Below are 20481 nucleotides of genomic sequence, written 5' to 3' on the forward strand. Positions count from 1 at the left end.
GGGGGCGCCTATCATACCGGCAAACCCGCGCAGGCCATATCACGCAAAGTGCGGTGCTTATGGTTTATGGGAATAAGCAAATAAAAGTCGCGCCAGTGGTGCGACTTTTATTTGAGTAACACTCAGTTCTTGTGGTGATGCTTGAATTCGCGAGCAGGCTCGCTCCCACAGGGGATGAATTTTGCTTATGCGATCTGCGGTGAATGCACAGCCATTGTGGGAGCGAGCCTGCTCGCGAAGGCGTCCGCATGGGCGACACCATCATCCGCCAACAAGCGCAAATTCAACCGCAGCCCAGCCCCGGTATTTTCCGCCCAGAGCAACCCGCCCTGGCGCTGCACCGCATTACGCGCAATGCTCAAGCCCAGGCCAAAGCCACCATCCCCGGGTCTCGATCCGTCCAATCGAATGAACGGCGAAAAGATCCGCTGCAGATCTTCGTCAGCCACGCCGCCGCCCTCATCCTCCAGCCACAAATGCCAATACTCGCCATCGCGCCGTCCATCGAGCCGCACAATGCCGCCCTCGGGCGAGTGACGAATGGCGTTGCGCAGGATGTTTTCCAGCGCTTGCGCGAGGGTATTGAGGTTGCCGCGCACCCAACACGAAGCTTCGACCGAGCATTGCAATTGCAGGCTCGGCCAGCCGCTTTCATAACAGGCGTTGTCGGTGAGCATTTCCCACAGTGCCTGAATCTGGATCGCTTCATTTGGTAACGGCGAGCGGTCGGTGTCGAGCCAGGCCAGTTGCAGGGTGTCTTCGACCAGCCGCTGCATGCCGTCGACCTCGCGGCCGATGCGCTCGCGTACCTGCGGCAGACCTTGTTCGCTTTCGCTGGCCACACGCAGACGGCTCAGCGGCGTGCGCAGTTCGTGGGACAAGTCGCGCAATAACTGCTGCTGCAAGGCGACTGTGCTTTGCAGGCGCTCGGACATGGAATCGAAGGCCCGCGCCAGCTCACCGAGTTCATCCGGGCGCTGGGTGATGCCGCTCGACAGGCGCACGTTCAACTGATCGGCGCGCCAGGCGTTGGCCTGTTCGCGCAGGTTGTTCAGCGGCACCACCAGCAGGCGATACAGGCCGACACAGAGCAACAGGGTGAACAGCCCGGGAATCACGCCGTTGGTGATCACCCGCCAGAACACCCGGTACTTGCCCGGAACAAAGCGCTCGGGCAACTCGATGACCAGAATGCCGGCGGCCGGATCCTGCGGGAACGGTACCCGCAGCCAAGGTCGGCCCTTCTTGTGGATCGGCCAGTCGAGGCCGCGCAAAAAGGTAAGGTGCTGCACCTCCGCGGCGTTCAACGGCTGGCTGCTCAGCGACTGCAAATCAGCGCCGATCACCCCGACCCAACTGGCCTCGCGCAATTCCATGCTCTGCAACCAGTCATCGACGCCATTGCGCCCGCCGCGCTGCCACGCCTGTTCGGCTTGCGCGGCATAACGGCCGAGGGTGTTGCGCGCGTCACTGGAGAGGAACTGATTGCGCTCCTCCATGTAGCGGCCCCACGACCAGCTCAACCAGATCATCAGCAGACAGAACGCCACCAGCAGGCACGCCAGTTTCCAGAACAGCGAATGCCGCCCCGGCAGCTCAGACAGTTTCATCGGCGCCACTCAAGACATAGCCCTTGCCCCACACCGTGCGCACTTCACGCTCGGTGTAACCGATGGCTTTGAGTTTGCGACGGATCTGGCTGATGTGCATGTCGAGGCTGCGGTCATGCGCCGCAAAGCCGCGTTGCAGGACATGCTGATAAAGGAAGGCTTTGCTCAGCACCTCCTCGTTGTTGCGGTGCAGGGTTTCCAGCAGACGGAATTCGCTGCGGGTCAACCCGGCCGCTTGCTCGCCGAAGAACACGTCGCAGTGTTCGTCATCGAAACGCAGGGTGCCGCTGACCACCGCAGCGGTAACCGCAGGCGGGCGCCGATCCAGCGCCACCCGACGCAGGATCGCTTCGATGCGCACATGCAACTCGGCCATGCTGAACGGCTTGGGCAGATAGTCATCGGCACCGAGGCGGAAACCGCTGATGCGGTCGGCCTCGGCACCCAGCGCCGACATCAGTAACACCGGCGTCGAATGGCTCTGCCGCAATTGCGTCAACAACTGCAGACCATCGAGCCCCGGCAGCAGAATATCCATCAGCACCACGTCGAAAGGCTGGCACTGGGCGATGTTCAGACCTTCCTGGCCGTTCTGGCACCAGGTCACCTGAAAACCGCTGCGGCCCAGATGCTCGTGCACATACGCGCCGAGGACCGGGTCGTCTTCAATGGAAAGGATGCGTGGCTGGCCAACGGAAACAGGAGTCATGAGTATCTGCAAGTAATTCTCAGTTGGCGGATTATTCAAGATTGTCCGACAGCGGGCAACACAAGCTTGGCCTGTCGGACGAACGAGTGCGTGGGCGGCGCTGCATTTTCCGCAAGATTGCCCGCCTGCAAATCGCTACACTGCGCCCATGTCGCGTGCCGGATGCACGCATGTGTCAACAGATCAGCGGGATGCGGGAGATAGGCGTGCTCAAGAAACTGGGAATCAAAGGTCGCGTGCTGTTGCTGACCTTGTTGCCGACCAGCCTGATGGCGCTGGTGCTGGGTGGCTATTTCACCTGGACGCAGCAGACCGACCTGCACAGCCAATTGATGCAGCGCGGCGAAATGATCGCCGAGCAACTGGCGCCGCTGGTGGCGCCGGCGATGGGTCACGGCGACGCCGATCTGCTCGAACGCATCGCCACCCAGTCCCTTGAACAACCCGACGTGCGCGCGGTGACCTTCCTCGCGGCGGACCGCTCGCCACTGGCCCACGCCGGCCCGACCATGCTCAATCAGGCACCAAGCGGCGACAGCGCGCTGTTGCAACGACGCAGCGGCAATGACGCGACGCGCTACCTGATGCCGGTGTTCGGCAAGCACCGCAACCTCGCCGGTGAAATCATTCCCGAAGAATCCGAACGCCTGCTCGGCTGGGTCGAGCTGGAGCTGTCGCACAACGGCATGCTGTTGCGCGGTTATCGCAGCCTGTTCGCCAGCCTGCTGCTGATCGCCGCCGGACTTGCCGGCGCCGCCCTCCTCGCGTTGCGCATGGGCCGCACCATCAACCGTCCGCTGAGCCAGATCAAACAGGCGGTCGCCCAACTCAAGGACGGTCATCTGGAAACCCGCTTGCCGCCCCTCGGCAGTCAGGAACTGGACGAATTGGCCTCGGGTATCAACCGCATGGCCGGCACCCTGCAGAACGCCCGCGAAGAGTTGCAGCACAGCGTCGATCAGGCCACCGAAGACGTGCGGCAGAATCTGGAAACCATCGAGATCCAGAACATCGAACTGGACCTGGCGCGCAAAGAGGCGCTGGAAGCCAGCCGGATCAAATCCGAATTCCTTGCCAACATGAGCCACGAGATCCGCACCCCGCTCAACGGCATTCTGGGCTTCACTCACTTGTTGCAGAAAAGCGAACTGACCCCGCGCCAGCTCGACTATCTCGGCACCATCGAAAAGTCTGCCGACAGTCTGCTGGGGATCATCAACGAGATTCTCGATTTCTCGAAGATCGAGGCCGGCAAACTGGTGCTCGATCACATTCCGTTCAACCTGCGCGACCTGCTGCAAGACACCCTGACCATTCTCGCCCCGGCCGCGCACGCCAAGCAGCTTGAGCTGGTCAGTCTGGTCTATCGCGACACGCCGCTGTCGCTGGTCGGCGATCCGCTGCGCCTGAAGCAGATCCTCACCAATCTGGTCAGCAACGCGATCAAGTTCACCCGCGAAGGCACCATCGTCGCCCGGGCGATGCTCGAAGACGAACACGAAGACAGCGTGCAACTGCGCATCAGCATTCAGGACACCGGCATCGGCCTGTCGAATCAGGATGTGCGCGCGCTGTTTCAGGCTTTCAGTCAGGCCGACAATTCGCTGTCGCGCCAACCCGGCGGCACCGGCCTGGGGCTGGTGATTTCCAAGCGCCTGATCGAGCAGATGGGCGGCGAGATCGGCGTCGACAGCACGCCGGGCGAAGGTTCGGAATTCTGGATCAGCCTGAGCCTGCCCAAGACTCGCGACGACGCCGAAGACCTGCCCGCTGCGCCATTACTCGGACGCCGCGTGGCGGTACTGGAAAATCACGAACTGGCGCGTCAGGCCTTGCAACATCAGCTGGAAGACTGCGGACTGCAAGTTACGCCGTTCAATACTTTGGAGAGCCTGAGCAATGGCGTTACCGGCGCGCATCAGACCGATCAGGCGATCGATCTGGCGGTGATCGGCATCACCAGCAACGACATGCTCCCGGAACGCTTGAACCAGCACATCTGGGACCTCGAACACCTGGGCTGCAAAGTTTTGGTGCTGTGCCCGACCACCGAACAGACGCTGTTTCATCTGTCGGTGCCCAACCCGCACAGCCAGCTGCAAGCCAAACCGGCGTGTACGCGCAAGCTGCGCCGGGCGTTGTCCGATCTGGTCAATCCGCGCCAGACCCGCAGCGAACCGGGCGAGCCGCTGTCCAGCCGTGCGCCGCGCGTGCTGTGTGTCGACGACAACCCGGCCAATCTGTTGCTGGTGCAGACCCTGCTCGAAGACATGGGCGCCCGGGTGCTCGCGGTCGAAAGCGGTTACGCGGCCGTCAAAGCCGTGCAGAGCGAATCTTTCGATCTGGTGCTGATGGACGTGCAGATGCCGGGCATGGACGGTCGCCAGACCACCGAAACCATTCGCCAGTGGGAAAGCGAGCGGCATTGCACGCCGCTGCCGATCGTCGCCCTCACTGCCCACGCCATGGCCAATGAAAAACGCGCGCTGCTGCAAAGCGGCATGGACGACTACCTGACCAAACCGATCAGCGAGCGGCAACTGGCGCAGGTGGTGTTGAAGTGGACCGGACTGGCCCTGCGCAATCAGGCACCGGATCGCAGCGGCGACAGCACGGCGAGTCAGCAGGAACTGCCAGTGCTCGATCACGAAGAAGGCTTGCGTCTGGCGGCCGGTAAGGCGGATCTGGCGGCGGACATGCTCGCCATGCTGCTGGCCTCGCTGGAAGCCGACCGCGAAGCGATACGCGCCGCGCGTGACAGCCACGACCAGAATGCCCTGCTCGAACGCGTGCACCGCTTGCATGGCGCCACCCGTTATTGCGGCGTGCCACAACTGCGCGCCGCCTGCCAGCGCAGCGAAACCCTGCTCAAGCAGGACGATCCGAAAGCCGCCGCCGCGCTGGATGAACTGGAGCGCTCGATCAATCGACTCGCGGCGCAGGCGCGCATCAGCGCCTGATCCACGGCAAGGCGCTGCACGCGCAAAGCGCTACAGTTGTCGCGGGCCATTGCGGCCCGCGTCGATGTTCCAGGAGGATTCATGCGCACAATCTTTTTCAGCAGTCAGACCTACGATCGCGACAGCTTTCTCGGCGCCGACTGCCCGGCCGGGCTCGAATTGTATTTTCAAGCGGCGCGACTGAGCCTCGATACGGCGGCGTTGGCCGAGCAGCACGAGGTGGTCTGCGCGTTCATCAATGACGACCTCAGCGCCCCGGTGCTCGAACGCCTCGCTGCTGGCGGTACGCGGCTGATTGCCCTGCGTTCGGCCGGTTACAACCATGTCGACCTGCCGGCGGCGAAACGCCTCGGCCTGGCCGTCGTGCGTGTGCCGGCCTACTCGCCGCATGCCGTGGCCGAACATGCGGTGGCGCTGATCCTCGCCCTCAATCGTCGCTTGCACCGTGCCTACAACCGCACCCGCGAAGGCGATTTCAGCCTGCATGGCCTGACCGGTTTCGATCTGGTCGGCAAAACCGTCGGCATCGTCGGCACCGGGCAAATTGGTGCGACCTTCGCGAAAATCATGCACGGCTTCGGCTGTGAATTGCTGGCCTACGATCCGTATCCCAATCCCGAGGTGCTGGCCTTGGGCGCACGTTATCTGAGCCTGCCGGAGTTGCTCGCGCAGTCGCGGATCATCAGCCTGCATTGCCCGCTCAACGAGCAGAGCAAGCACCTGATCAATCGCGACTCACTGGCGCACATGCAGGCGGGGGCGATGCTGATCAACACCGGGCGTGGCGGGCTGGTGGACACGCCGGCGCTGATCGACGCGCTGAAGGACGGTCAACTCGGGTATCTGGGGCTGGATGTTTACGAGGAAGAGGCGCAGCTGTTTTTCGAGGATCGCTCCGACCTGCCGTTGCAGGACGATGTGCTGGCGCGTCTGCTGACGTTTCCCAACGTGATCATCACCGCGCATCAGGCGTTTCTGACCCGCGAAGCATTGGGCGCGATTGCCGCGACCACCCTGCACAACATCGCGATCTGGGCGGCAGGTGCGCCGCAGAACCAGGTCGAGGGTTGAAGCGCTTACTTGGACAGCGAAGACGCCAGGATCAGCAAGCCCAGCCAGCCGAACCCGAGCAGGCGCTGCTTGCTCGAATGGCCGTTGCGCAGCAGGAACCAGACGAAAAACGCTGGCAACAGAAACACCATGATTTTCAGCCAGCCCTCCACCGGGCGACTGCCATCGGCGTTGAGCGGTTGTTGTTCCTGGCGCGCCTGTTCCGCAGCCTGCTGACGACGGCGACGCCCCGCCGCTGCCGGCATCACTTTGGGTAAAGGCTCGGACACTGGCGGCACAACCGCCTCGGGCACTGCGTTGTTGCGTGGCAGGCTGCCGAAGGAAATCGTCGCGGCTTGCACCGGTGCCGCCGTCGATTGCGCCTGCATGGCGGCGTGCTCGGCCATCGGCGCGCCGCAGTGAATGCACACCAGCGCTTCGGAGCTGATGCTCCGCTTGCATTCATAACATTCGATCAGCGCCATGTTCCGTTCCTTCAGATTCGGGGGCCGGCAGTGTGCCATGACTGTCGGCGCATTTGAACCGGATCGAAGGTCGCACGCGTGCATCATTCTGCAATCGAGCCCGTGCTAGCATGTCGCGCATATTTGGAGGACCCATGGTCGAACACGATTTCCGCTACACCCTGATGAACCCGCAACACACCCTCACCGAATGCCGCGCCCTCGTTCCGGGCCGCTATCAGGTGACCGGTAACGGTGGCTCGATCCGCATCGGCGATGCCCTGTTGGTCACCCTCAAAGGCAGCAAGGATTTGTCCATGCGCCTGACCGTCGACACGGTCCGCCACTTGATCAATCCGCCAGGCCAATGGACCGCAATGACCACAGGCCCGGTGTTTGGCGAACTGGCCATTCACACCTGGCAGGTCAACTGCGACAGCTGCGCGAAAGAGCTGAGTTTCGAATTCGCCGTGGATGCCAAACTCGGCAAAACCGCCGAGAAACCCGCCGCCACTGCGCGCATCGCCGAGCTCGGCTGGAAAACCGCTGGCGACAAGCACCTGTGCCCGAAATGCCAGGAGCCTGCATGATGAAACGCCTCGCCCTGACCGCACTGATCGGTGTCGGCCTGGCTGGTTGCGCCGCAGAGCCGGTACAACTGCAGCACAACCGCAGCTACATTCTGGAATGGATCGGCGAGCGGCCACTGATGGATTACAGCCATTTGACCGTGACCCTCGGCGATGACGGCCGCGCCTACGGCAACGGCGGCTGTAATCATTGGTTCGCGCCGTACACGCAGGACGGCGACAAGCTGAGCTTCGGCAAGATCGGCAAGACCCGCAAGCTCTGCGCCCCGGCGCTGATGGAGCAGGAACAACGCTTCTTGCAGGCGCTGGAAAAAGTCGAGCGCTGGGACATTTCGCCAATCGAGCAGATACGCTTCTGGCCGGCTGAAGGCAAACCGTTGCGCTGGTGGCTGGAAGAGGGTTGATCCGCCCTGGATCGCCAAGGCCCTCACCCTAGCCCTCTCCCAGAGGGAGAGGGGACTGATTGGGGGATATTGAAGAGTTATGTCGACGTGGTAATTCTTCGCCGAATCCATAATCGACTGGATTCTGTCTGACGGGACCATAATCAACTCGGTGTCTCAGGTCGATGTACGACGAAAGACACCTCGGTCGGCCCCCTCTCCCCCCGGGAGAGGGCTGGGGTGAGGGGCTTCTGGCGGTTTACTTCGTAGCCTGCAACGCCTCCAGCTTCGCCATCACCCCCGCCGCCGTCTGCTCACCCAGCAACTGCTCACGCACCTTGCCCTTGTCATCAATAATGAACGTCACCGGCAGCGCCTCACTGCGCGGCAGGTCGAACAGCTCGGCCGGATCCTGCGCCAGCACGGTGAACTTGATGCCGAGTTTCTCGCTCGCCTCTTTCAGCTCCGCGCCCTGCACGTTGTCGAAATTGACCCCGAACACCCCGACATTCTTGCTCTTGAGCTCATCAGCCAAATGATTCAGCTCGGGAATTTCCGTGCGGCACGGGCCACACCATTCGGCCCAGTAATTGAGCACCACCCACTGCTTGTCCAGACGTTCGGACGCTACCTTCTGGCCGTTCTGGTCGATGCCGTAATCATTACCGCAGCCCCCCAGCATCAACGCCCCGATTATCGTCAATGCCGCTGCCAATCGCCGTGTCATGTCGTGTTCCTTGTGAAAATTCGAAAGCGCCTGCGACCCATCGCCTCTGACGGTTCTGGATTGCGCGCCGCACAGTTAGAATAGCCGCCACTTTACGCCAGAAGCGACCCGCCATGACCGATCTGACGCTTTATCACAATCCGCGCTGCTCGAAATCCCGCGGCGCGCTGGAACTGCTCGAAGCCCGCGGCTTGCATCCGAATGTCGTGCGCTACCTGGAAACGCCGCTCAGCGCCGCGCAGATCAAGGCCCTGCTCGGCAAGCTCGGGATCAGCGCGCGACAGCTGCTGCGCAGCGGTGAAGACGAATACAAAACCCTGAACCTGGCCGACGCCAGCCTCAGCGAGCAGCAGCTGATCGACGCCATCGCCACGCACCCGAAACTCATGGAGCGGCCGATTCTTGAAGCAGGCGACAAAGCCGTCATCGGTCGCCCACCGGAAAACGTGCTGGAGTTGTTGCCATGAGCACGCCGTACATTCTGGTTCTCTATTACAGCCGCAACGGTTCGACCAACGAGATGGCCCGGCAAATCGCCCGTGGCATCGAGCAGGCCGGAATGGAAGCGCGTCTGCGCACAGTGCCGGCGATTTCCACCGAATGCGAAGCGGTAGCGGCGGAGATTCCCGCTGAAGGCGCGCTCTACGCCAGCCTCGATGATCTGAAGAACTGCGCCGGCCTCGCCTTGGGCAGTCCGACGCGTTTCGGCAACATGGCCGCGCCGCTCAAGTACTTCCTCGACGGCACCAGCAACCTCTGGCTGACCGGCGCGCTGGTCGGCAAACCGGCCGGCGTGTTCACCTCCACCGCCAGCCTGCACGGCGGTCAGGAAACCACGCTGCTGTCGATGATGTTGCCGCTGTTGCATCACGGCATGTTGATCACCGGCCTGCCCTACAGCGAATCGGCCCTGCTCGAAACCGAAGGTGGCGGCACGCCTTACGGGGCCAGCCATCACGCCGGTGCCGACGGCAAGAACGGTCTTGATCAGCACGAAGTGGCGCTGTGTCGCGCACTTGGTCTGCGCCTGGCGAAAACCGCACAGAAGCTGGTGGGCTGATGGCGAAGAAGCCGAAAGTCCTGCCCTCGATAGAGTGGCTTGAGCCACGGGTGAAGGCGATGCGCGTGCTCAGCCTGCTGAGCTTTTTCGCCCTCGCCGGCTTGCTGGCGGCTTATTACCTGCTGTTCGCCGACCTGCATGGCGCGCGGCCTTGGGTGATTCTGCTGGTCGAGCTGATCCCGTGGCTGGTCCTCGCCCCGGCGATGATCATGGGCAGCGCCCGTGGCCATTCGTGGATGTGCTTTGTGGTGAACCTGTACTTCATCAAAGGCGCCCTGGCGGCGTACGACCCCAACCGGCAGTTGTTCGGCCTGCTGGAAATGGCCGCAAGCCTGGCGGTGTTCTGCTCGGCGCTGCTGTATGTGCGCTGGCGCTATCAGTTGAATCGCAAATTGGCTGGCGAAGGCGAGATCAGCGTCGCCTGACCAACCGCTTTCGCGAGCAGGCTCGCTCCCACAGGGAATGCATTCCAGAGGTGGGAGCGAGCCTGCTCGCGAATGCAGCGACGCGGTTTTAATGGTTGACGGTATAGGCGAGCATCATCGAAATCTGGCTCATCGGCCGTCCGCCGCTCTGTTCGTGCCATTGGTTGAACGCGTTCTGCACCGTCGCCAGATCGCGCTGGCTGGTCGGCACTTTGTCGACGATCTTCTGCGCATTCAGCGCCGCGACCACGTCGTAGCTCGGCACGAACGTGTCCTTGCCGACCATGCGCAAAAAGCGTGGCGCCGACAGCCCGCCGAGTTGGTGGCCGTGCTTTTTCAGGTACGTCCACAGGCCGACGATATCGGTCACCGGCCAGTCGGCGATCAATGCGCCGAAGCTGCCCTTGTCCTTTTCCACATCGAGAATGAACTGCGCATTGCGCGGCACACTTTTCAGCTTGCCCAGATGGCGGATGATCCGCGCATCCTGCATCAGCCGCTCAAGGTGCTCGGCGCTCATCAGCACGACTTTTTCCGGATCGAACTTGAAGAACACCTCTTCGAACGCCGGCCACTTGGCGTCGACCAGGCTGTGCTTGAGCCCGGCGCGAAAAACCCGCAGGGCCATGGTCGAGAGGTAGCGGTCGTCGCGGATCTTGCGCAGTTGTGCGGGGGTCTTGGGAACGGGCAGATGGGCTTCCAGTTCAGCCGCCGAACCGAAACGGTTCAGACAGTATTCGTGCAGCCACTTGTAATCGCGCATGCCCTCTCCTGAGGTTTGGAAATGAATAACCCATGCAGAAGCTGTCCCCTCAACCACAGGGCCTGCTTCTACAGGTTGTGTTTACAGATTGACGACATTGACGAAACGCGAAGCCGCGGTTTCGTCGATCTTCAGGCTGGTGAAGTCGAACAGGTTGCGGTCGGCCAGTTGCGACGGCACCACGTTCTGCAGGCTGCGGAAAATCGATTCGGTACGGCCCGGGGTCTTGCGATCCCAGTCCTGAAGCATTTCCTTGACCACCTGGCGCTGCAGGTTTTCCTGCGAGCCGCAAAGGTTGCACGGGATGATCGGGAATTGCTTCAAGTCCGAGTAGGCCTGAATGTCCTTCTCGTTGCAGTAAGCCAGCGGGCGAATCACCACGTTGCGGCCATCGTCGGCGCGCAGCTTCGGCGGCATCGCTTTGAGGGTGCCGTTGAAGAACATGTTGAGGAAGAACGTTTCGACGATGTCGTCGCGGTGATGACCGAGGGCCATTTTCGTCGCGCCGATTTCGTCAGCAAAGGTGTACAGGGTGCCGCGACGCAAACGCGAGCACAGCGAGCAGGTGGTCTTGCCTTCCGGCACCAGTTCCTTGACCACCGAGTAAGTGTCCTTCTCGACGATGTGGTACTCGATGCCCAGTTCTTTCAGGTAGGCCGGCAGCACGTGCTCGGGAAAGCCCGGCTGTTTCTGGTCCATGTTCACCGCGACGATGTCGAACTTGATCGGTGCAACCTTCTGCAGGTGCATCAGCACGTCGAGCATGGTGTAGCTGTCCTTGCCCCCGGACAGGCAGACCATGACCTTGTCGCCATCTTCGATCATGTTGAAATCGGCGACCGCTTCGCCGGCCAGGCGGCGCAGGCGCTTTTGCAGTTTGTTCTGGTTGACCGTAAGAGTGCCCATGACGCGAAATCCGTGAGGTGTGACGAAAGGCCGGCATTTTACGCAAAAACCCTGGTAGCGCGAAGCATCTGTGGCGAGGGGAATTATCCCCGCTGGGTTGCGAAGCAGCCCCAAAACCTGGGAACTCGTAATGCCTGACACTGCGCGCTGAATGGGCTGGCGACTGCTGCGCAGCCGAACGGGGATAAATCCCCTCGCCACAAAAAGTGTTTCAACCCCAAAAATGCCTTCCCGCGCAAGACCCCGAGGCGATTATCCATCCCGTTTACAGCGCGATTTGCTCTAAGCCCGGCATACCGGTGCGTTGGAGTCCTTTCTATACTGCGACATAAGGTCGCACACATCTGAAGACCTGTATTTGCTCGGCCATCTTGGCCCGTAGGCGCTCCGTTGGGGGGCGATGGCAATGACAAGAGGAGTGAATGGCATGATCCATCACGTAGTGGGACTGTTTACCCACCCCGATCAGGAATGGAAGGAGATCCGTGGCGACCAAGAGGAAAGCATCAGCCACATGTACCTGACGCATACGCTGATTCTGGCGGCGATCCCCGCTGTCTCGGCGTTCATCGGCACGACCCAGGTCGGCTGGGTGATCGGCAACCGCGCGCCGGTAATGCTCACGTTTGAAAGCGCTCTGTGGATGACCATCATGTCGTACCTGGCGATGCTCGGCGGGGTCGCGGTGATGGGCGCCTTCGTGCACTGGATGGCGCGCACCTATGACGCCAATCCAAGCCTGGCCCGTTGCGTGGCATTCGCCACTTACACGGCGACACCGTTGTTCGTCGGCGGCCTGGCGGCGCTGTATCCGCACATGTGGCTGGGGATGATCGTCGGTACGGCGGCCATCTGCTACACGGTCTATCTTTTGTATGTCGGCTTGCCGACGTTCATGAACATCCCTTCGGATGAAGGCTTTCTGTTTTCCAGCTCGGTGCTCGCGGTTGGGCTGGTGGTGCTGGTGGCGATCATGGCGTTCACCGTGATTGTCTGGGGCCTGGGTGTCGGCCCGGTCTATACCAACTGACCTGTTTCCTCCCTGAGAAAAACAACATCTGCCAATACAGGCCGCCGCAAGGCGGCCTTCTCGTTGGGGCGACGACCATTCGGCAGGTCGGCGATTCGCAAGTCGCCGGGGTTGCGGCATACTCGGCGTCTCTGGAGATCCATCAAGCATGCCCGAGCAACTCAATACCCGCGTCGAAGATTGTTACCAACTCGCTGAATCCTTTTTCAAACGTTCCTTCAAACGCCCCGTGGTCAGTCTCAAGCTGCGCGGGCAGAAAGCCGGTGTCGCGCATCTGCACGAGAACCTGCTGCGCTTCAACCCGCAGCTGTACCGGGAAAACACCGAACACTTCCTCAAGCAGACCGTGGCCCACGAAGTCGCCCACCTGATCGCTCATCAACTGTTCGGCGACCGCATCCAGCCCCATGGCGAGGAGTGGCAACTGATCATGCGCGGCGTCTACGAACTGCCGCCGGATCGCTGCCACACCTATGAAATCAAGCGGCGCAGCGTGACCCGCTATATCTACAAATGCCCGTGCCCCGACAGTGATTTCCCGTTTACCGCCCAGCGTCATGGCCTGGTGCGGCAAGGGCGGCGGTATTTATGCCGGCGCTGCCGCAGTACGCTGGTGTTCAGTGGTGAAATGCGGGTGGAATGACAGTTTTGTAGAGTATCGGCGGGCCCCTTCGCGAGCAGGCTCGCTCCCACAGGGGAATGCATTTCAATGTGGGAGCGAGCCTGCTCGCGAAGGCGGCGGCATGAGCGCTACAGAATCACCCTGGCCGAACGCAACTCGGCGATCCGCTCAGCACTCAACCCTAACTCCCCCAACACCTCGTCCGTATGCTGCCCCAACCCCGCGCCAACATGCCTTGGCTCCGGCAACGCCTCAGAAAATTTCAACGGACACGCCATCTGCGCCTGCGTCGTGCCATCGCCGCGCGGCACCTGGGCCACCATCTCCCGCGCCTGCAACTGCGGATGGCGCAACGCCTCGCCCAGACTCAGTACCGGCTCGACACAGGCATCGACCCCGGCGAACAATTCACACAGTTCTGCAAAATCGTGCCGCTCGAATTCGATGCGCAACGCCTCTTTCAAGGCTTGTTGTTGCTCAGGCCTGGGCGACAACCCTTGCGCCGCCAGCTCCGGCCGGCCCAGCGCCGTGCACAATTGCTGCATGAAGGCCGGCTCCAGACTGCCCACCGACATCCAGCGCCCATCCCGGGTGCGGTAATAGTCATAGAAACTGCCGCCGTTGAGCATCTGATCTTCGCGGCCCGGTTCCGCGCCGCAGGCCAGATAGCCAGCGCCGGCCATGGCGTTCAGGCTGAACGCGCAGTCGGTCATGCTCACATCCAGATGGGTGCCCTGCCCGGTTTGCTGACGGGCAATCACCGCTGCCAGCAAGCCGATCACGCCGTGTAGCGAGCCGCCCGCCACGTCCGCCACCTGCATGCCCAACGGCAACGGCCCGCTGTCGACGCGTCCGGTGTAACTGGCAAGTCCCGCCAGCGCCAGATAGTTGATGTCATGCCCGGCGCGCTCCTTGTACGGCCCGCTCTGGCCGTAACCGCTGATCGACACATAAATCAGCTTTGGATTGATCGCTTTCAACGCTTCATAACCCAGGCCCAGACGCTCCATCACCCCGGGGCGAAACTGCTCGAGGACGATGTCGTACTCGCCCAGCAGTTGCTTGATGATCTGCAGCGCTTCGGGCTGTTTCAGGTCCAGCGCCAGACTGCGCTTGTTGCGGTTCAGATAAGCGTGGCTGGCTGAGACCCCGCCATCATGCGGCGGCAGCACCCGCAGCAGATCCATTCGCGTCGGCGATTCGATGCGCAGCACCTCGGCGCCCATGTCCGCCAGCAGCAGCGAGGCGAACGGCCCCGGCAGCAAGGTCGAGAAATCGAGAATCTTCAGTGAGGCCAGCGGTGCAGACATGGGCGAACTCCTTGGGCGATGTACTCAGCCTAGGCAGCCATCGGCGATGCGGCAATCACCGCAAATGTCAGCAGGTGTGACCGTTGCGCTCAAATTCCGGGCAAGAAAAAACCCGCCGAAGCGGGTTTTTCTGTGCAAGCGATGCTTACTTCACATTACTCGGGGTTGGGCCTTCAGCCACACCCAGGTCGTCTTCTTCACGCTCATCGGAGATACCGCGACCGCCGGAAGCCAGCTCGGTCTGCAGTTGATCGGTGTCCAGCTCCTTGACCCACTTGGCCACGACGATGGTCGCTACAGCGTTACCGACCAGATTGGTCAGCGCGCGGGCTTCAGACATGAAACGGTCGATACCGAGGATCAGCGCCAGACCGGCAACCGGCAGGTGACCTACGGCCGACAGCGTCGCGGCCAGAACGATGAAGCCCGAACCGGTCACACCTGCCGCGCCTTTGGAGGACAGCAGCAGCACCAGCAGCAGAGTGATCTGGTGGGTGATGTCCATGTGCGTATCAGTCGCCTGAGCGATGAACACGGCGGCCATGGTCAGGTAGATCGAAGTACCGTCGAGGTTGAACGAGTAACCGGTCGGGATCACCAGACCCACGACGGATTTCTTCGCGCCCAGACGCTCCATCTTGATCAGCATGCGTGGCAGTGCCGATTCCGACGAGGACGTACCCAGTACGATCAACAGCTCTTCACGGATGTAGCGCACCAGTTTGAACACGCTGAAACCGTGAGCCCGGCAGATCGCACCCAGCACCAGCACGACGAACAGGACGCAGGTGATGTAGAAGCAGATCATCAACTGGCCCAGTTGCACCAGCGAGCCGACACCGTAGGCACCGATGGTGAACGCCATGGCACCGAACGCACCCAGTGGCGCCAGTTTCATGATCATGTTGATGATGTTGAACATCACGTGGGCGAAGCGATCGATCATGTCCAGCAGCGGACGGCCATACGAGCCGAGGCGATGCAGGGCGTAGCCGAAGATCACCGAGAACATCAGCACTTGCAGGATGTCACCGGTGGCGAACGCGCCGACGATGGTGTTCGGGATCACATTGAGAAGGAAACCGACAATGCTCTGGTCTTTACTGGCCGTCACGTAGGTGGCGATTTTCGAGGCGTCGAGGGTGGTGACATCGATGTGCATGCCGGCGCCCGGTTGCACAACGTTGACCACGACCAGACCGATCAGCAGGGCAATGGTCGAAACGATTTCGAAGTACAGCAGCGCGTAGCCGCCGGTCTTGCCTACCGACTTCATGTTCTGCATGCCGGCGATGCCGCTGACAACAGTACAGAAGATGATCGGGGCGATGACCATTTTGATCAGCTTGATGAAGCCGTCACCCAGTGGCTTGAGGGCCACACCGGTCTGCGGATAGAAGTGACCGAGCAGGATGCCGATGGCGATGGCAACGATCACCTGGAAATACAGGGATTTGTACAGTGGCTGACGAGTCGTCATTGCAGGTTTCCTCAAGCGTCCAGCGGCAACATCCATCTGTCGTGCGCCGAACCTTAATTGCGAACCCTCCTGCACTGGAGGGATTTGTTGTTGGAACGGCATCCTCCCGGGCGGAAGAAGTGCACGCTTCTGTCGCTTGTATCGCAAACGTCGTGCCAGATTGGTGCGAATGGCAGCAAGCCTTTTGATATCAGGGCCTGCGGGAGTTCCCTGTCACCAATCAGCGACTTGAGGCATGGCGGATTTCCGCCAACTGAGCGTTCAGCGTCCTGCAATTTGGCGGAAATCCGCCTTGTGGCGTTGCCGGCCCGCCATTACGATCGGTGCCTGAACAAGGATTGCCGCTTATGCGCGAACGCACCATCGCCAGCCATTTCGCCCGCGCCGCCCTTGGCGGTGCGCGCCGGCGCGGCCTGGATTATTCAGGCCTGTTACAGCAACTGGGAATCAGCCCGGAGTTGCTCGACGAGCCCCGCGCGCGGATTGCCCCTGAGCAGTTCACCCGGCTGATTCAAGGGCTGTGGCTGGCGCTGGACGACGAATACCTGGGTTTCGGTAACGCCCCGAGCAAGCCCGGCAGCTTCGCCATGATGTGCCACGCCTCGATTCACTGCCGCAACCTGGAGAAGGCTCTGCAACGTGGCTTGTTGTTTTACAGCCTGTTCCCCGACGCCCCACGCCTGACCCTGCGTCGCGAAGACGAATGGGTGCGTTTGAGCCTGGACGACGCGCAGTGGTGGGACCCGGATCATTTTCTCAGCGAGAGTTTGTTGGTGATCTGGCACCGCCTCGGCAGTTGGCTGATCGGCCAGCGGATACGCCTGGAGCAGGCAACCTTCAGCTATCCGCGCCCCGAGCACGGCAGCGAATATGACCTGCTGTTCCCCTGCCCGCTGACCTTTGATGCCGAGCAAAGCAGCCTGCTGTTTCACAGTCGCTATCTGGCCATGCCGCTGTTGCAGGACGAACGCACGCTCAAGCATTTTCTCGAACGCTCCCCCGCCGACCTGCTCTCGCGCCCGGACGACGGCGACAGCCTGAGCAGCCGCCTGCGCCGCTTGCTCAGTCGCGACGCTGCGAGTTGGCCGGATCTGGAAGCCGTCGCCGCGCATCTGCATATCAGCCCGCAAACCTTGCGCCGGCATTTGCGCGAGGAAGGCACCAGTTTTCAGGAACTCAAGGATCAGCTGCGGCGGGATATCGCCATCTATCATCTGGGCCGGGCGGAGCTGTCGTTGCAACAGATTGCCGAGCAGCTCGGGTTCTCTGAGCCTTCGGCGTTTCATCGGGCGTTCAAGAAATGGACGGGGCTGACACCGGGGGCTTATCGGGCGCAGGAGCAATGAGGCGCTAAATCAAAAGCCCCTCACCCTAACCCTCTCCCGGAGGGAGATGGGACTGATTGGGGGATGCTTGAGAAATACGCCGACCTGCAAGCTCTCTATTGAATCCATATTCGCTGCAAATCGCTCAGGTCGATAATTTTCCAAAGACACTTCGGTCAGTCCCCTCTACCTCTGGGAGAGGGTTAGGGTGAGGGCAGCTCGCAATCACACCGCAGGAAAATCAATCCTGAACGCCGCCCCTCCCATCGGTGAATCACCCAAAGCCAAACGCGCGTTGTAGCTTTCGATGATGTCTTTGACCACCGCCAGCCCGATGCCCTGCCCCGGATGTTGGGCATCCAGGCGTTCGCCGCGTTCGAGAATCCGCGCACGCTGATCGAGTGGAACACCCGGGCCATCATCCTCGACACACAACTCGATCCCGGCCAGTGATTCGCGCACGCTGACCCGCACTTCGCCGAGGCACAGGCGATAGGCGTTTTCCAGCAGGTTGCCGAGCATTTCCAGCAAGGCGCCCTGCTCGATCGGCACGTAACAGTGCTCGGGCAGATCAAAGGTCACGCGCACGTGTTTGTCGCGGTAGACCTTGTCCAGCGTATCGCACAGGCTTTTGAGCACCGGTCGCAGGCGCACCTGATGGCGGACCAGGCCGCTTTTGCGCAGGCTGGCCCGTTGCAGTTGGTAGCTGATCTGCTGGCTCATGCGTTCGATCTGACTTTGCAGAACCCAGGCCTGGTCGCGGTCTTCGGGGCGCTGGGCCATGTCTTCGCTGACGCCTTGCAGCACCGCCAATGGGGTTTTCAGGCTGTGGGCGAGGTCGTCGAGGGAGTCGCGGTAGCGGCTGCGTTGCTGACGTTCGCTGAGCAGCAAGCGGTTGAGCGAGCCGGTCAGGCGCAGCAGTTCACGCGGGTGTTTTTCCGTCAAGCTTTCGCGGGTACCGCCTTCGATTTCGTCGAGTTCCTGGCTCAAGCGGCGCAAGGCCTTGAGGCCCCAGGTCAGGCCGATCCATAGCAGTGCCAGTAAGACCAGCAATGCCGCGCCGAAGCCCAGATAGAGATTTTCGCGCAGGCCTTCGAGGGTGGTTTCGTATTCACGCACCGGTTGCAGAGCGACGATGCTGAACGCTGCGCTTTTGCCGCCGAGCAGTTTGACTTCGACGTCGTAGACGAAGAATTCCTGACCGCTGGCTTCACGAATCCGCGCGAACTCATTGCCGAGACCGTCGTAGCGCGGTTTGTAGTTGATCTGCTCTTCCTGGGTGGCTTTCGAGCGCCACACCAGTTTGCCGTCGCGGTCGTAGATATAGCCGAGCAAACGGAAATCGGTGAGGTTGAAGCGTTCGTCCGGCAATTGCGACGGCATCACCAGCCGACCGTTTTCCACCCGGGCGGCGGAGATCAATGTGGTGACATCGGAGGCCAGACGTTGCTCGATCGAGTCCTGCAAGGCAAGGCTGAAGGCGCCCTGCATCGCCGGCAGCAAGGCAAGCATGAACAACACCGCCAACGTGGTGGCGGCGAGCATCAAGCGAACGCGAAGGGAACGGATCAAGTGCAGCGCTCATTGAACAGGTAACCGAGGCCGCGCACGGTGTCGATCGGCTTGAACCCGGCCGGGCCTTCGAGCTTGCGGCGCAAACGGCCGACCAGCACTTCGATGACATTCGGATCGCGCTCGTCATCGTCCGGATAGAGCTGCTCCATCAAGCGATCCTTGGGCACCACTTGCTGATGATGGCGCATGAGGTATTCGAGGATGCGGTATTCGTAAGCAGTCAGCGCCAGCGGTTGCTCATCGAGGCTGGCCTGTTTGCGATTGAGGTCGAGCAGCAACGGTCCGGCAACGATGGTCGACTGGGTGAAGCCGCTGGAGCGGCGCAGCAATGCGTTCAGGCGTGCGTCGAGTTCTTCGAACTGGAACGGCTTGACCACGTAATCGTCGGCACCGGCGGCAAGCCCTTCGACCTTGTCCTGCCAGTTGCCGCGCGCGGTGAGGATCAGGATCGGGAAGGTCTTGCCGCCCGAGCGCAACTGGCGGATCAGGTCGAGCCCGCCCATGCCCGGCAGGCCGAGATCGATCACCGCCAGATCGAAGTTGTACTGGCCGGTCTGGTACAGCGCCTCCTCGGCATTGGCCACGGACTCGACCACGTGACCGCTTTCCGTCAGGCGAGTTTGCAGGTGATGACGCAACAGCGCCTCGTCTTCGACGACCAACAGTTTCATGCCTTTCTCCCTATCACTTGAACTCTCCAGGCAACTACCTGTGGGAGCGAGCCTGCTCGCGAATACGGTGGATCAGCCAAGCAAGTGTCGGCCGATACACCCCTTTCGCGAGCAGGCTCGCTCCCACACTTCAAACTGCGACAACGGCTTAGAAATAGTAGTTGGCCGACAGGTAGGTCTGCGCGCTGCTGGTCAAGTCCAGCGAGCCCTGTTTGCTGCCGCCGCTTTCTTTCATTTCGGTGCTGGCGTTGCTGCGCAGGTAACGGTAACCGAGTTCTACCGAGGTGTTCTGCGAAACTTGCTGCAACACACCGACCTGGCCACCAATGGCGTAACCGATGTCGCTGTCACGGCTGAAGCCGGGCGAATCCTGCGTCAGTTTGGTCAGACCGGCCGTGGCGCCACCGAACAATTTGGTGCTGCCGCCTACTGGATAGAACAGGTCATAGCTGCCGAGCAGATTTTCCTGGCGCAGTTTAACGCCATTGTGCGAGCCGGAAACGTTGTCATAGGTGGCGTAGTAGCGGCCCTGGCTGTTTTGCTGACCGAGGCGCATTCCGTAGGTGTTGTTGCCGTCGATGGCCCCAGTGACGTTGGGGTTGCCGAGGTTGTTGTTGAGCGCGTGGGACTTGTCGATCTTGTCGCTGGTCTGGCCGAATGTCAGGCCGGCGAAGTTGCTGGTGTCGTCGGCATTCGCCGCGATGCTGGAGCCTAACAGGGTAAAAGCCAGCAGCAATTTGTTTAAACGAGTCATGGGTATTTCCTCTTTCACAGTGCTGTTTGGGTATGGCGCAAGGTTACTGAGCCGCCCCTGTACGGCC

The 20481-nt window shown here is 61.3% G+C and carries 21 protein-coding genes; 10 read left to right on the forward strand and 11 right to left on the reverse strand.

Going from position 1 to position 20481, the window contains the following annotated elements; all coding sequences use genetic code 11:
• Positions 1-185 precede the first annotated feature (185 nt).
• Both J2Y39_RS11980 and J2Y39_RS11985 read right to left on the reverse strand, forming a co-directional pair.
• Positions 186-1610, reverse strand: coding sequence for a sensor histidine kinase (locus J2Y39_RS11980; protein WP_310217768.1), 1425 nt, complete (start codon positions 1608-1610; stop codon positions 186-188).
• The gene (locus tag J2Y39_RS11985) at positions 1597-2319 is read right to left on the reverse strand and encodes a response regulator transcription factor (protein ID WP_256811475.1); all 723 of its coding nucleotides are present in this window, start codon (positions 2317-2319) and stop codon (positions 1597-1599) included. The genes J2Y39_RS11980 and J2Y39_RS11985 overlap by 14 nt, the downstream gene beginning before the upstream one ends.
• Before the next feature lie 206 nt (positions 2320-2525).
• On the opposite strand from J2Y39_RS11985, the gene J2Y39_RS11990 reads away from it, so the two are divergent.
• The gene (locus J2Y39_RS11990; protein WP_071173267.1) at positions 2526-5279 is read left to right on the forward strand and encodes a response regulator; all 2754 of its coding nucleotides are present in this window, start codon (positions 2526-2528) and stop codon (positions 5277-5279) included.
• Positions 5280-5360: 81 nt separating this feature from the next.
• A complete protein-coding gene (locus tag J2Y39_RS11995; protein ID WP_310217772.1) occupies positions 5361-6350 on the forward strand; it encodes a 2-hydroxyacid dehydrogenase in 990 nt (329 codons plus the stop codon).
• Positions 6351-6355: 5 nt separating this feature from the next.
• Here the strand turns inward: J2Y39_RS11995 and J2Y39_RS12000 are convergent, their stop codons facing one another.
• Positions 6356-6814, reverse strand: coding sequence for a hypothetical protein (locus tag J2Y39_RS12000; RefSeq protein ID WP_310217775.1), 459 nt, complete (start codon positions 6812-6814; stop codon positions 6356-6358).
• Positions 6815-6948: 134 nt separating this feature from the next.
• Between J2Y39_RS12000 and J2Y39_RS12005 the strand changes: the two genes are divergently transcribed.
• Together J2Y39_RS12005 and J2Y39_RS12010 are read left to right on the forward strand one after the other, a co-directional pair.
• Positions 6949-7383 (forward strand): hypothetical protein, encoded by a 435-nt coding sequence (locus J2Y39_RS12005; protein ID WP_095181583.1) that lies wholly within the window; start codon positions 6949-6951, stop codon positions 7381-7383.
• On the forward strand, positions 7383-7787 hold the full coding sequence (locus J2Y39_RS12010) for an META domain-containing protein (RefSeq protein ID WP_041479578.1): 405 nt from the start codon (positions 7383-7385) through the stop codon (positions 7785-7787). Before J2Y39_RS12005 ends, J2Y39_RS12010 begins: the two co-directional genes overlap by 1 nt.
• A gap of 238 nt (positions 7788-8025) precedes the next feature.
• Here J2Y39_RS12010 and J2Y39_RS12015 read toward each other — a convergent pair whose 3' ends face one another.
• On the reverse strand, positions 8026-8493 hold the full coding sequence (locus J2Y39_RS12015) for a TlpA disulfide reductase family protein (RefSeq protein ID WP_056788124.1): 468 nt from the start codon (positions 8491-8493) through the stop codon (positions 8026-8028).
• Positions 8494-8606: 113 nt separating this feature from the next.
• On the opposite strand from J2Y39_RS12015, the gene arsC reads away from it, so the two are divergent.
• The 3 genes from arsC to J2Y39_RS12030 are packed head-to-tail and all read left to right on the forward strand — an operon-like array spanning position 8607 to position 9978.
• Positions 8607-8960, forward strand: a complete 354-nt coding sequence (arsC, locus tag J2Y39_RS12020; protein WP_056788121.1) for an arsenate reductase (glutaredoxin) — start codon at positions 8607-8609, stop codon at positions 8958-8960.
• Positions 8957-9553, forward strand: coding sequence for an NAD(P)H:quinone oxidoreductase (gene wrbA / locus J2Y39_RS12025; RefSeq protein WP_041479575.1), 597 nt, complete (start codon positions 8957-8959; stop codon positions 9551-9553). The genes arsC and wrbA overlap by 4 nt, the downstream gene beginning before the upstream one ends.
• On the forward strand, positions 9553-9978 hold the full coding sequence (locus J2Y39_RS12030) for a DUF2069 domain-containing protein (protein ID WP_073472188.1): 426 nt from the start codon (positions 9553-9555) through the stop codon (positions 9976-9978). Before wrbA ends, J2Y39_RS12030 begins: the two co-directional genes overlap by 1 nt.
• Before the next feature lie 88 nt (positions 9979-10066).
• Here J2Y39_RS12030 and J2Y39_RS12035 read toward each other — a convergent pair whose 3' ends face one another.
• Both J2Y39_RS12035 and ttcA read right to left on the reverse strand, forming a co-directional pair.
• Entirely contained in the window at positions 10067-10741 is a 675-nt protein-coding gene (locus J2Y39_RS12035) for a DNA-3-methyladenine glycosylase I (protein WP_016773632.1), read from the reverse strand.
• 81 nt (positions 10742-10822) lie between these two features.
• Positions 10823-11647, reverse strand: coding sequence for a tRNA 2-thiocytidine(32) synthetase TtcA (gene ttcA / locus J2Y39_RS12040; protein ID WP_024013975.1), 825 nt, complete (start codon positions 11645-11647; stop codon positions 10823-10825).
• Between the two features lie 427 nt (positions 11648-12074).
• On the opposite strand from ttcA, the gene J2Y39_RS12045 reads away from it, so the two are divergent.
• Both J2Y39_RS12045 and J2Y39_RS12050 read left to right on the forward strand, forming a co-directional pair.
• The gene (locus J2Y39_RS12045; protein WP_016773629.1) at positions 12075-12677 is read left to right on the forward strand and encodes a Yip1 family protein; all 603 of its coding nucleotides are present in this window, start codon (positions 12075-12077) and stop codon (positions 12675-12677) included.
• Positions 12678-12825: 148 nt separating this feature from the next.
• The gene (locus J2Y39_RS12050; protein ID WP_024013976.1) at positions 12826-13320 is read left to right on the forward strand and encodes a SprT family zinc-dependent metalloprotease; all 495 of its coding nucleotides are present in this window, start codon (positions 12826-12828) and stop codon (positions 13318-13320) included.
• Between the two features lie 107 nt (positions 13321-13427).
• Here the strand turns inward: J2Y39_RS12050 and J2Y39_RS12055 are convergent, their stop codons facing one another.
• Both J2Y39_RS12055 and J2Y39_RS12060 read right to left on the reverse strand, forming a co-directional pair.
• Positions 13428-14609 carry a CaiB/BaiF CoA-transferase family protein gene (locus J2Y39_RS12055; protein ID WP_310217789.1) on the reverse strand — a complete coding sequence of 394 codons (1182 nt, stop codon included), beginning with the start codon at positions 14607-14609 and terminating at the stop codon, positions 13428-13430.
• 145 nt (positions 14610-14754) lie between these two features.
• Positions 14755-16089 (reverse strand): dicarboxylate/amino acid:cation symporter, encoded by a 1335-nt coding sequence (locus J2Y39_RS12060; RefSeq protein ID WP_024013978.1) that lies wholly within the window; start codon positions 16087-16089, stop codon positions 14755-14757.
• 347 nt (positions 16090-16436) lie between these two features.
• On the opposite strand from J2Y39_RS12060, the gene J2Y39_RS12065 reads away from it, so the two are divergent.
• Positions 16437-17435, forward strand: a complete 999-nt coding sequence (locus tag J2Y39_RS12065) for an AraC family transcriptional regulator (protein WP_310217793.1) — start codon at positions 16437-16439, stop codon at positions 17433-17435.
• Between the two features lie 204 nt (positions 17436-17639).
• Here the strand turns inward: J2Y39_RS12065 and J2Y39_RS12070 are convergent, their stop codons facing one another.
• The 3 genes from J2Y39_RS12070 to J2Y39_RS12080 form a co-directional block, all read right to left on the reverse strand.
• On the reverse strand, positions 17640-18986 hold the full coding sequence (locus tag J2Y39_RS12070) for an ATP-binding protein (protein WP_150637571.1): 1347 nt from the start codon (positions 18984-18986) through the stop codon (positions 17640-17642).
• Positions 18983-19660, reverse strand: coding sequence for a response regulator transcription factor (locus tag J2Y39_RS12075; protein ID WP_016773623.1), 678 nt, complete (start codon positions 19658-19660; stop codon positions 18983-18985). The genes J2Y39_RS12070 and J2Y39_RS12075 overlap by 4 nt, the downstream gene beginning before the upstream one ends.
• A 148-nt stretch (positions 19661-19808) precedes the next feature.
• Positions 19809-20414 (reverse strand): membrane protein, encoded by a 606-nt coding sequence (locus tag J2Y39_RS12080; RefSeq protein ID WP_041479569.1) that lies wholly within the window; start codon positions 20412-20414, stop codon positions 19809-19811.
• Between the last annotated feature and the right edge of the window lie 67 nt (positions 20415-20481).

It is taken from the genome of Pseudomonas sp. 2957, assembly GCF_031456345.1.
In the GTDB taxonomy this organism is placed as follows: Bacteria; Pseudomonadota; Gammaproteobacteria; order Pseudomonadales; family Pseudomonadaceae; genus Aquipseudomonas; species Aquipseudomonas siliginis.

Excerpts from the sequence above, each read along its gene's own strand:
- J2Y39_RS12075 (WP_016773623.1), bottom strand. The coding sequence starts at position 19,660 with ATGAAACTGTTGGTCGTCGAAGACGAGGCGCTGTTGCGTCATCACCTG.
- J2Y39_RS12045 (WP_016773629.1), top strand. The coding sequence starts at position 12,075 with ATGATCCATCACGTAGTGGGACTGTTTACCCACCCCGATCAGGAATGG.
- ttcA (WP_024013975.1), bottom strand. The coding sequence starts at position 11,647 with ATGGGCACTCTTACGGTCAACCAGAACAAACTGCAAAAGCGCCTGCGC.
- J2Y39_RS12065 (WP_310217793.1), top strand. The coding sequence starts at position 16,437 with ATGCGCGAACGCACCATCGCCAGCCATTTCGCCCGCGCCGCCCTTGGC.
- J2Y39_RS12080 (WP_041479569.1), bottom strand. The coding sequence starts at position 20,414 with ATGACTCGTTTAAACAAATTGCTGCTGGCTTTTACCCTGTTAGGCTCC.
- J2Y39_RS12005 (WP_095181583.1), top strand. The coding sequence starts at position 6,949 with ATGGTCGAACACGATTTCCGCTACACCCTGATGAACCCGCAACACACC.
- J2Y39_RS12060 (WP_024013978.1), bottom strand. The coding sequence starts at position 16,089 with ATGACGACTCGTCAGCCACTGTACAAATCCCTGTATTTCCAGGTGATC.
- J2Y39_RS12055 (WP_310217789.1), bottom strand. The coding sequence starts at position 14,609 with ATGTCTGCACCGCTGGCCTCACTGAAGATTCTCGATTTCTCGACCTTG.
- J2Y39_RS12030 (WP_073472188.1), top strand. The coding sequence starts at position 9,553 with ATGGCGAAGAAGCCGAAAGTCCTGCCCTCGATAGAGTGGCTTGAGCCA.
- J2Y39_RS11985 (WP_256811475.1), bottom strand. The coding sequence starts at position 2,319 with ATGACTCCTGTTTCCGTTGGCCAGCCACGCATCCTTTCCATTGAAGAC.
- J2Y39_RS12035 (WP_016773632.1), bottom strand. The coding sequence starts at position 10,741 with ATGCGCGATTACAAGTGGCTGCACGAATACTGTCTGAACCGTTTCGGT.
- J2Y39_RS12000 (WP_310217775.1), bottom strand. The coding sequence starts at position 6,814 with ATGGCGCTGATCGAATGTTATGAATGCAAGCGGAGCATCAGCTCCGAA.
- J2Y39_RS12010 (WP_041479578.1), top strand. The coding sequence starts at position 7,383 with ATGAAACGCCTCGCCCTGACCGCACTGATCGGTGTCGGCCTGGCTGGT.
- J2Y39_RS11995 (WP_310217772.1), top strand. The coding sequence starts at position 5,361 with ATGCGCACAATCTTTTTCAGCAGTCAGACCTACGATCGCGACAGCTTT.
- J2Y39_RS12050 (WP_024013976.1), top strand. The coding sequence starts at position 12,826 with ATGCCCGAGCAACTCAATACCCGCGTCGAAGATTGTTACCAACTCGCT.
- J2Y39_RS12015 (WP_056788124.1), bottom strand. The coding sequence starts at position 8,493 with ATGACACGGCGATTGGCAGCGGCATTGACGATAATCGGGGCGTTGATG.
- wrbA (WP_041479575.1), top strand. The coding sequence starts at position 8,957 with ATGAGCACGCCGTACATTCTGGTTCTCTATTACAGCCGCAACGGTTCG.
- arsC (WP_056788121.1), top strand. The coding sequence starts at position 8,607 with ATGACCGATCTGACGCTTTATCACAATCCGCGCTGCTCGAAATCCCGC.
- J2Y39_RS11980 (WP_310217768.1), bottom strand. The coding sequence starts at position 1,610 with ATGAAACTGTCTGAGCTGCCGGGGCGGCATTCGCTGTTCTGGAAACTG.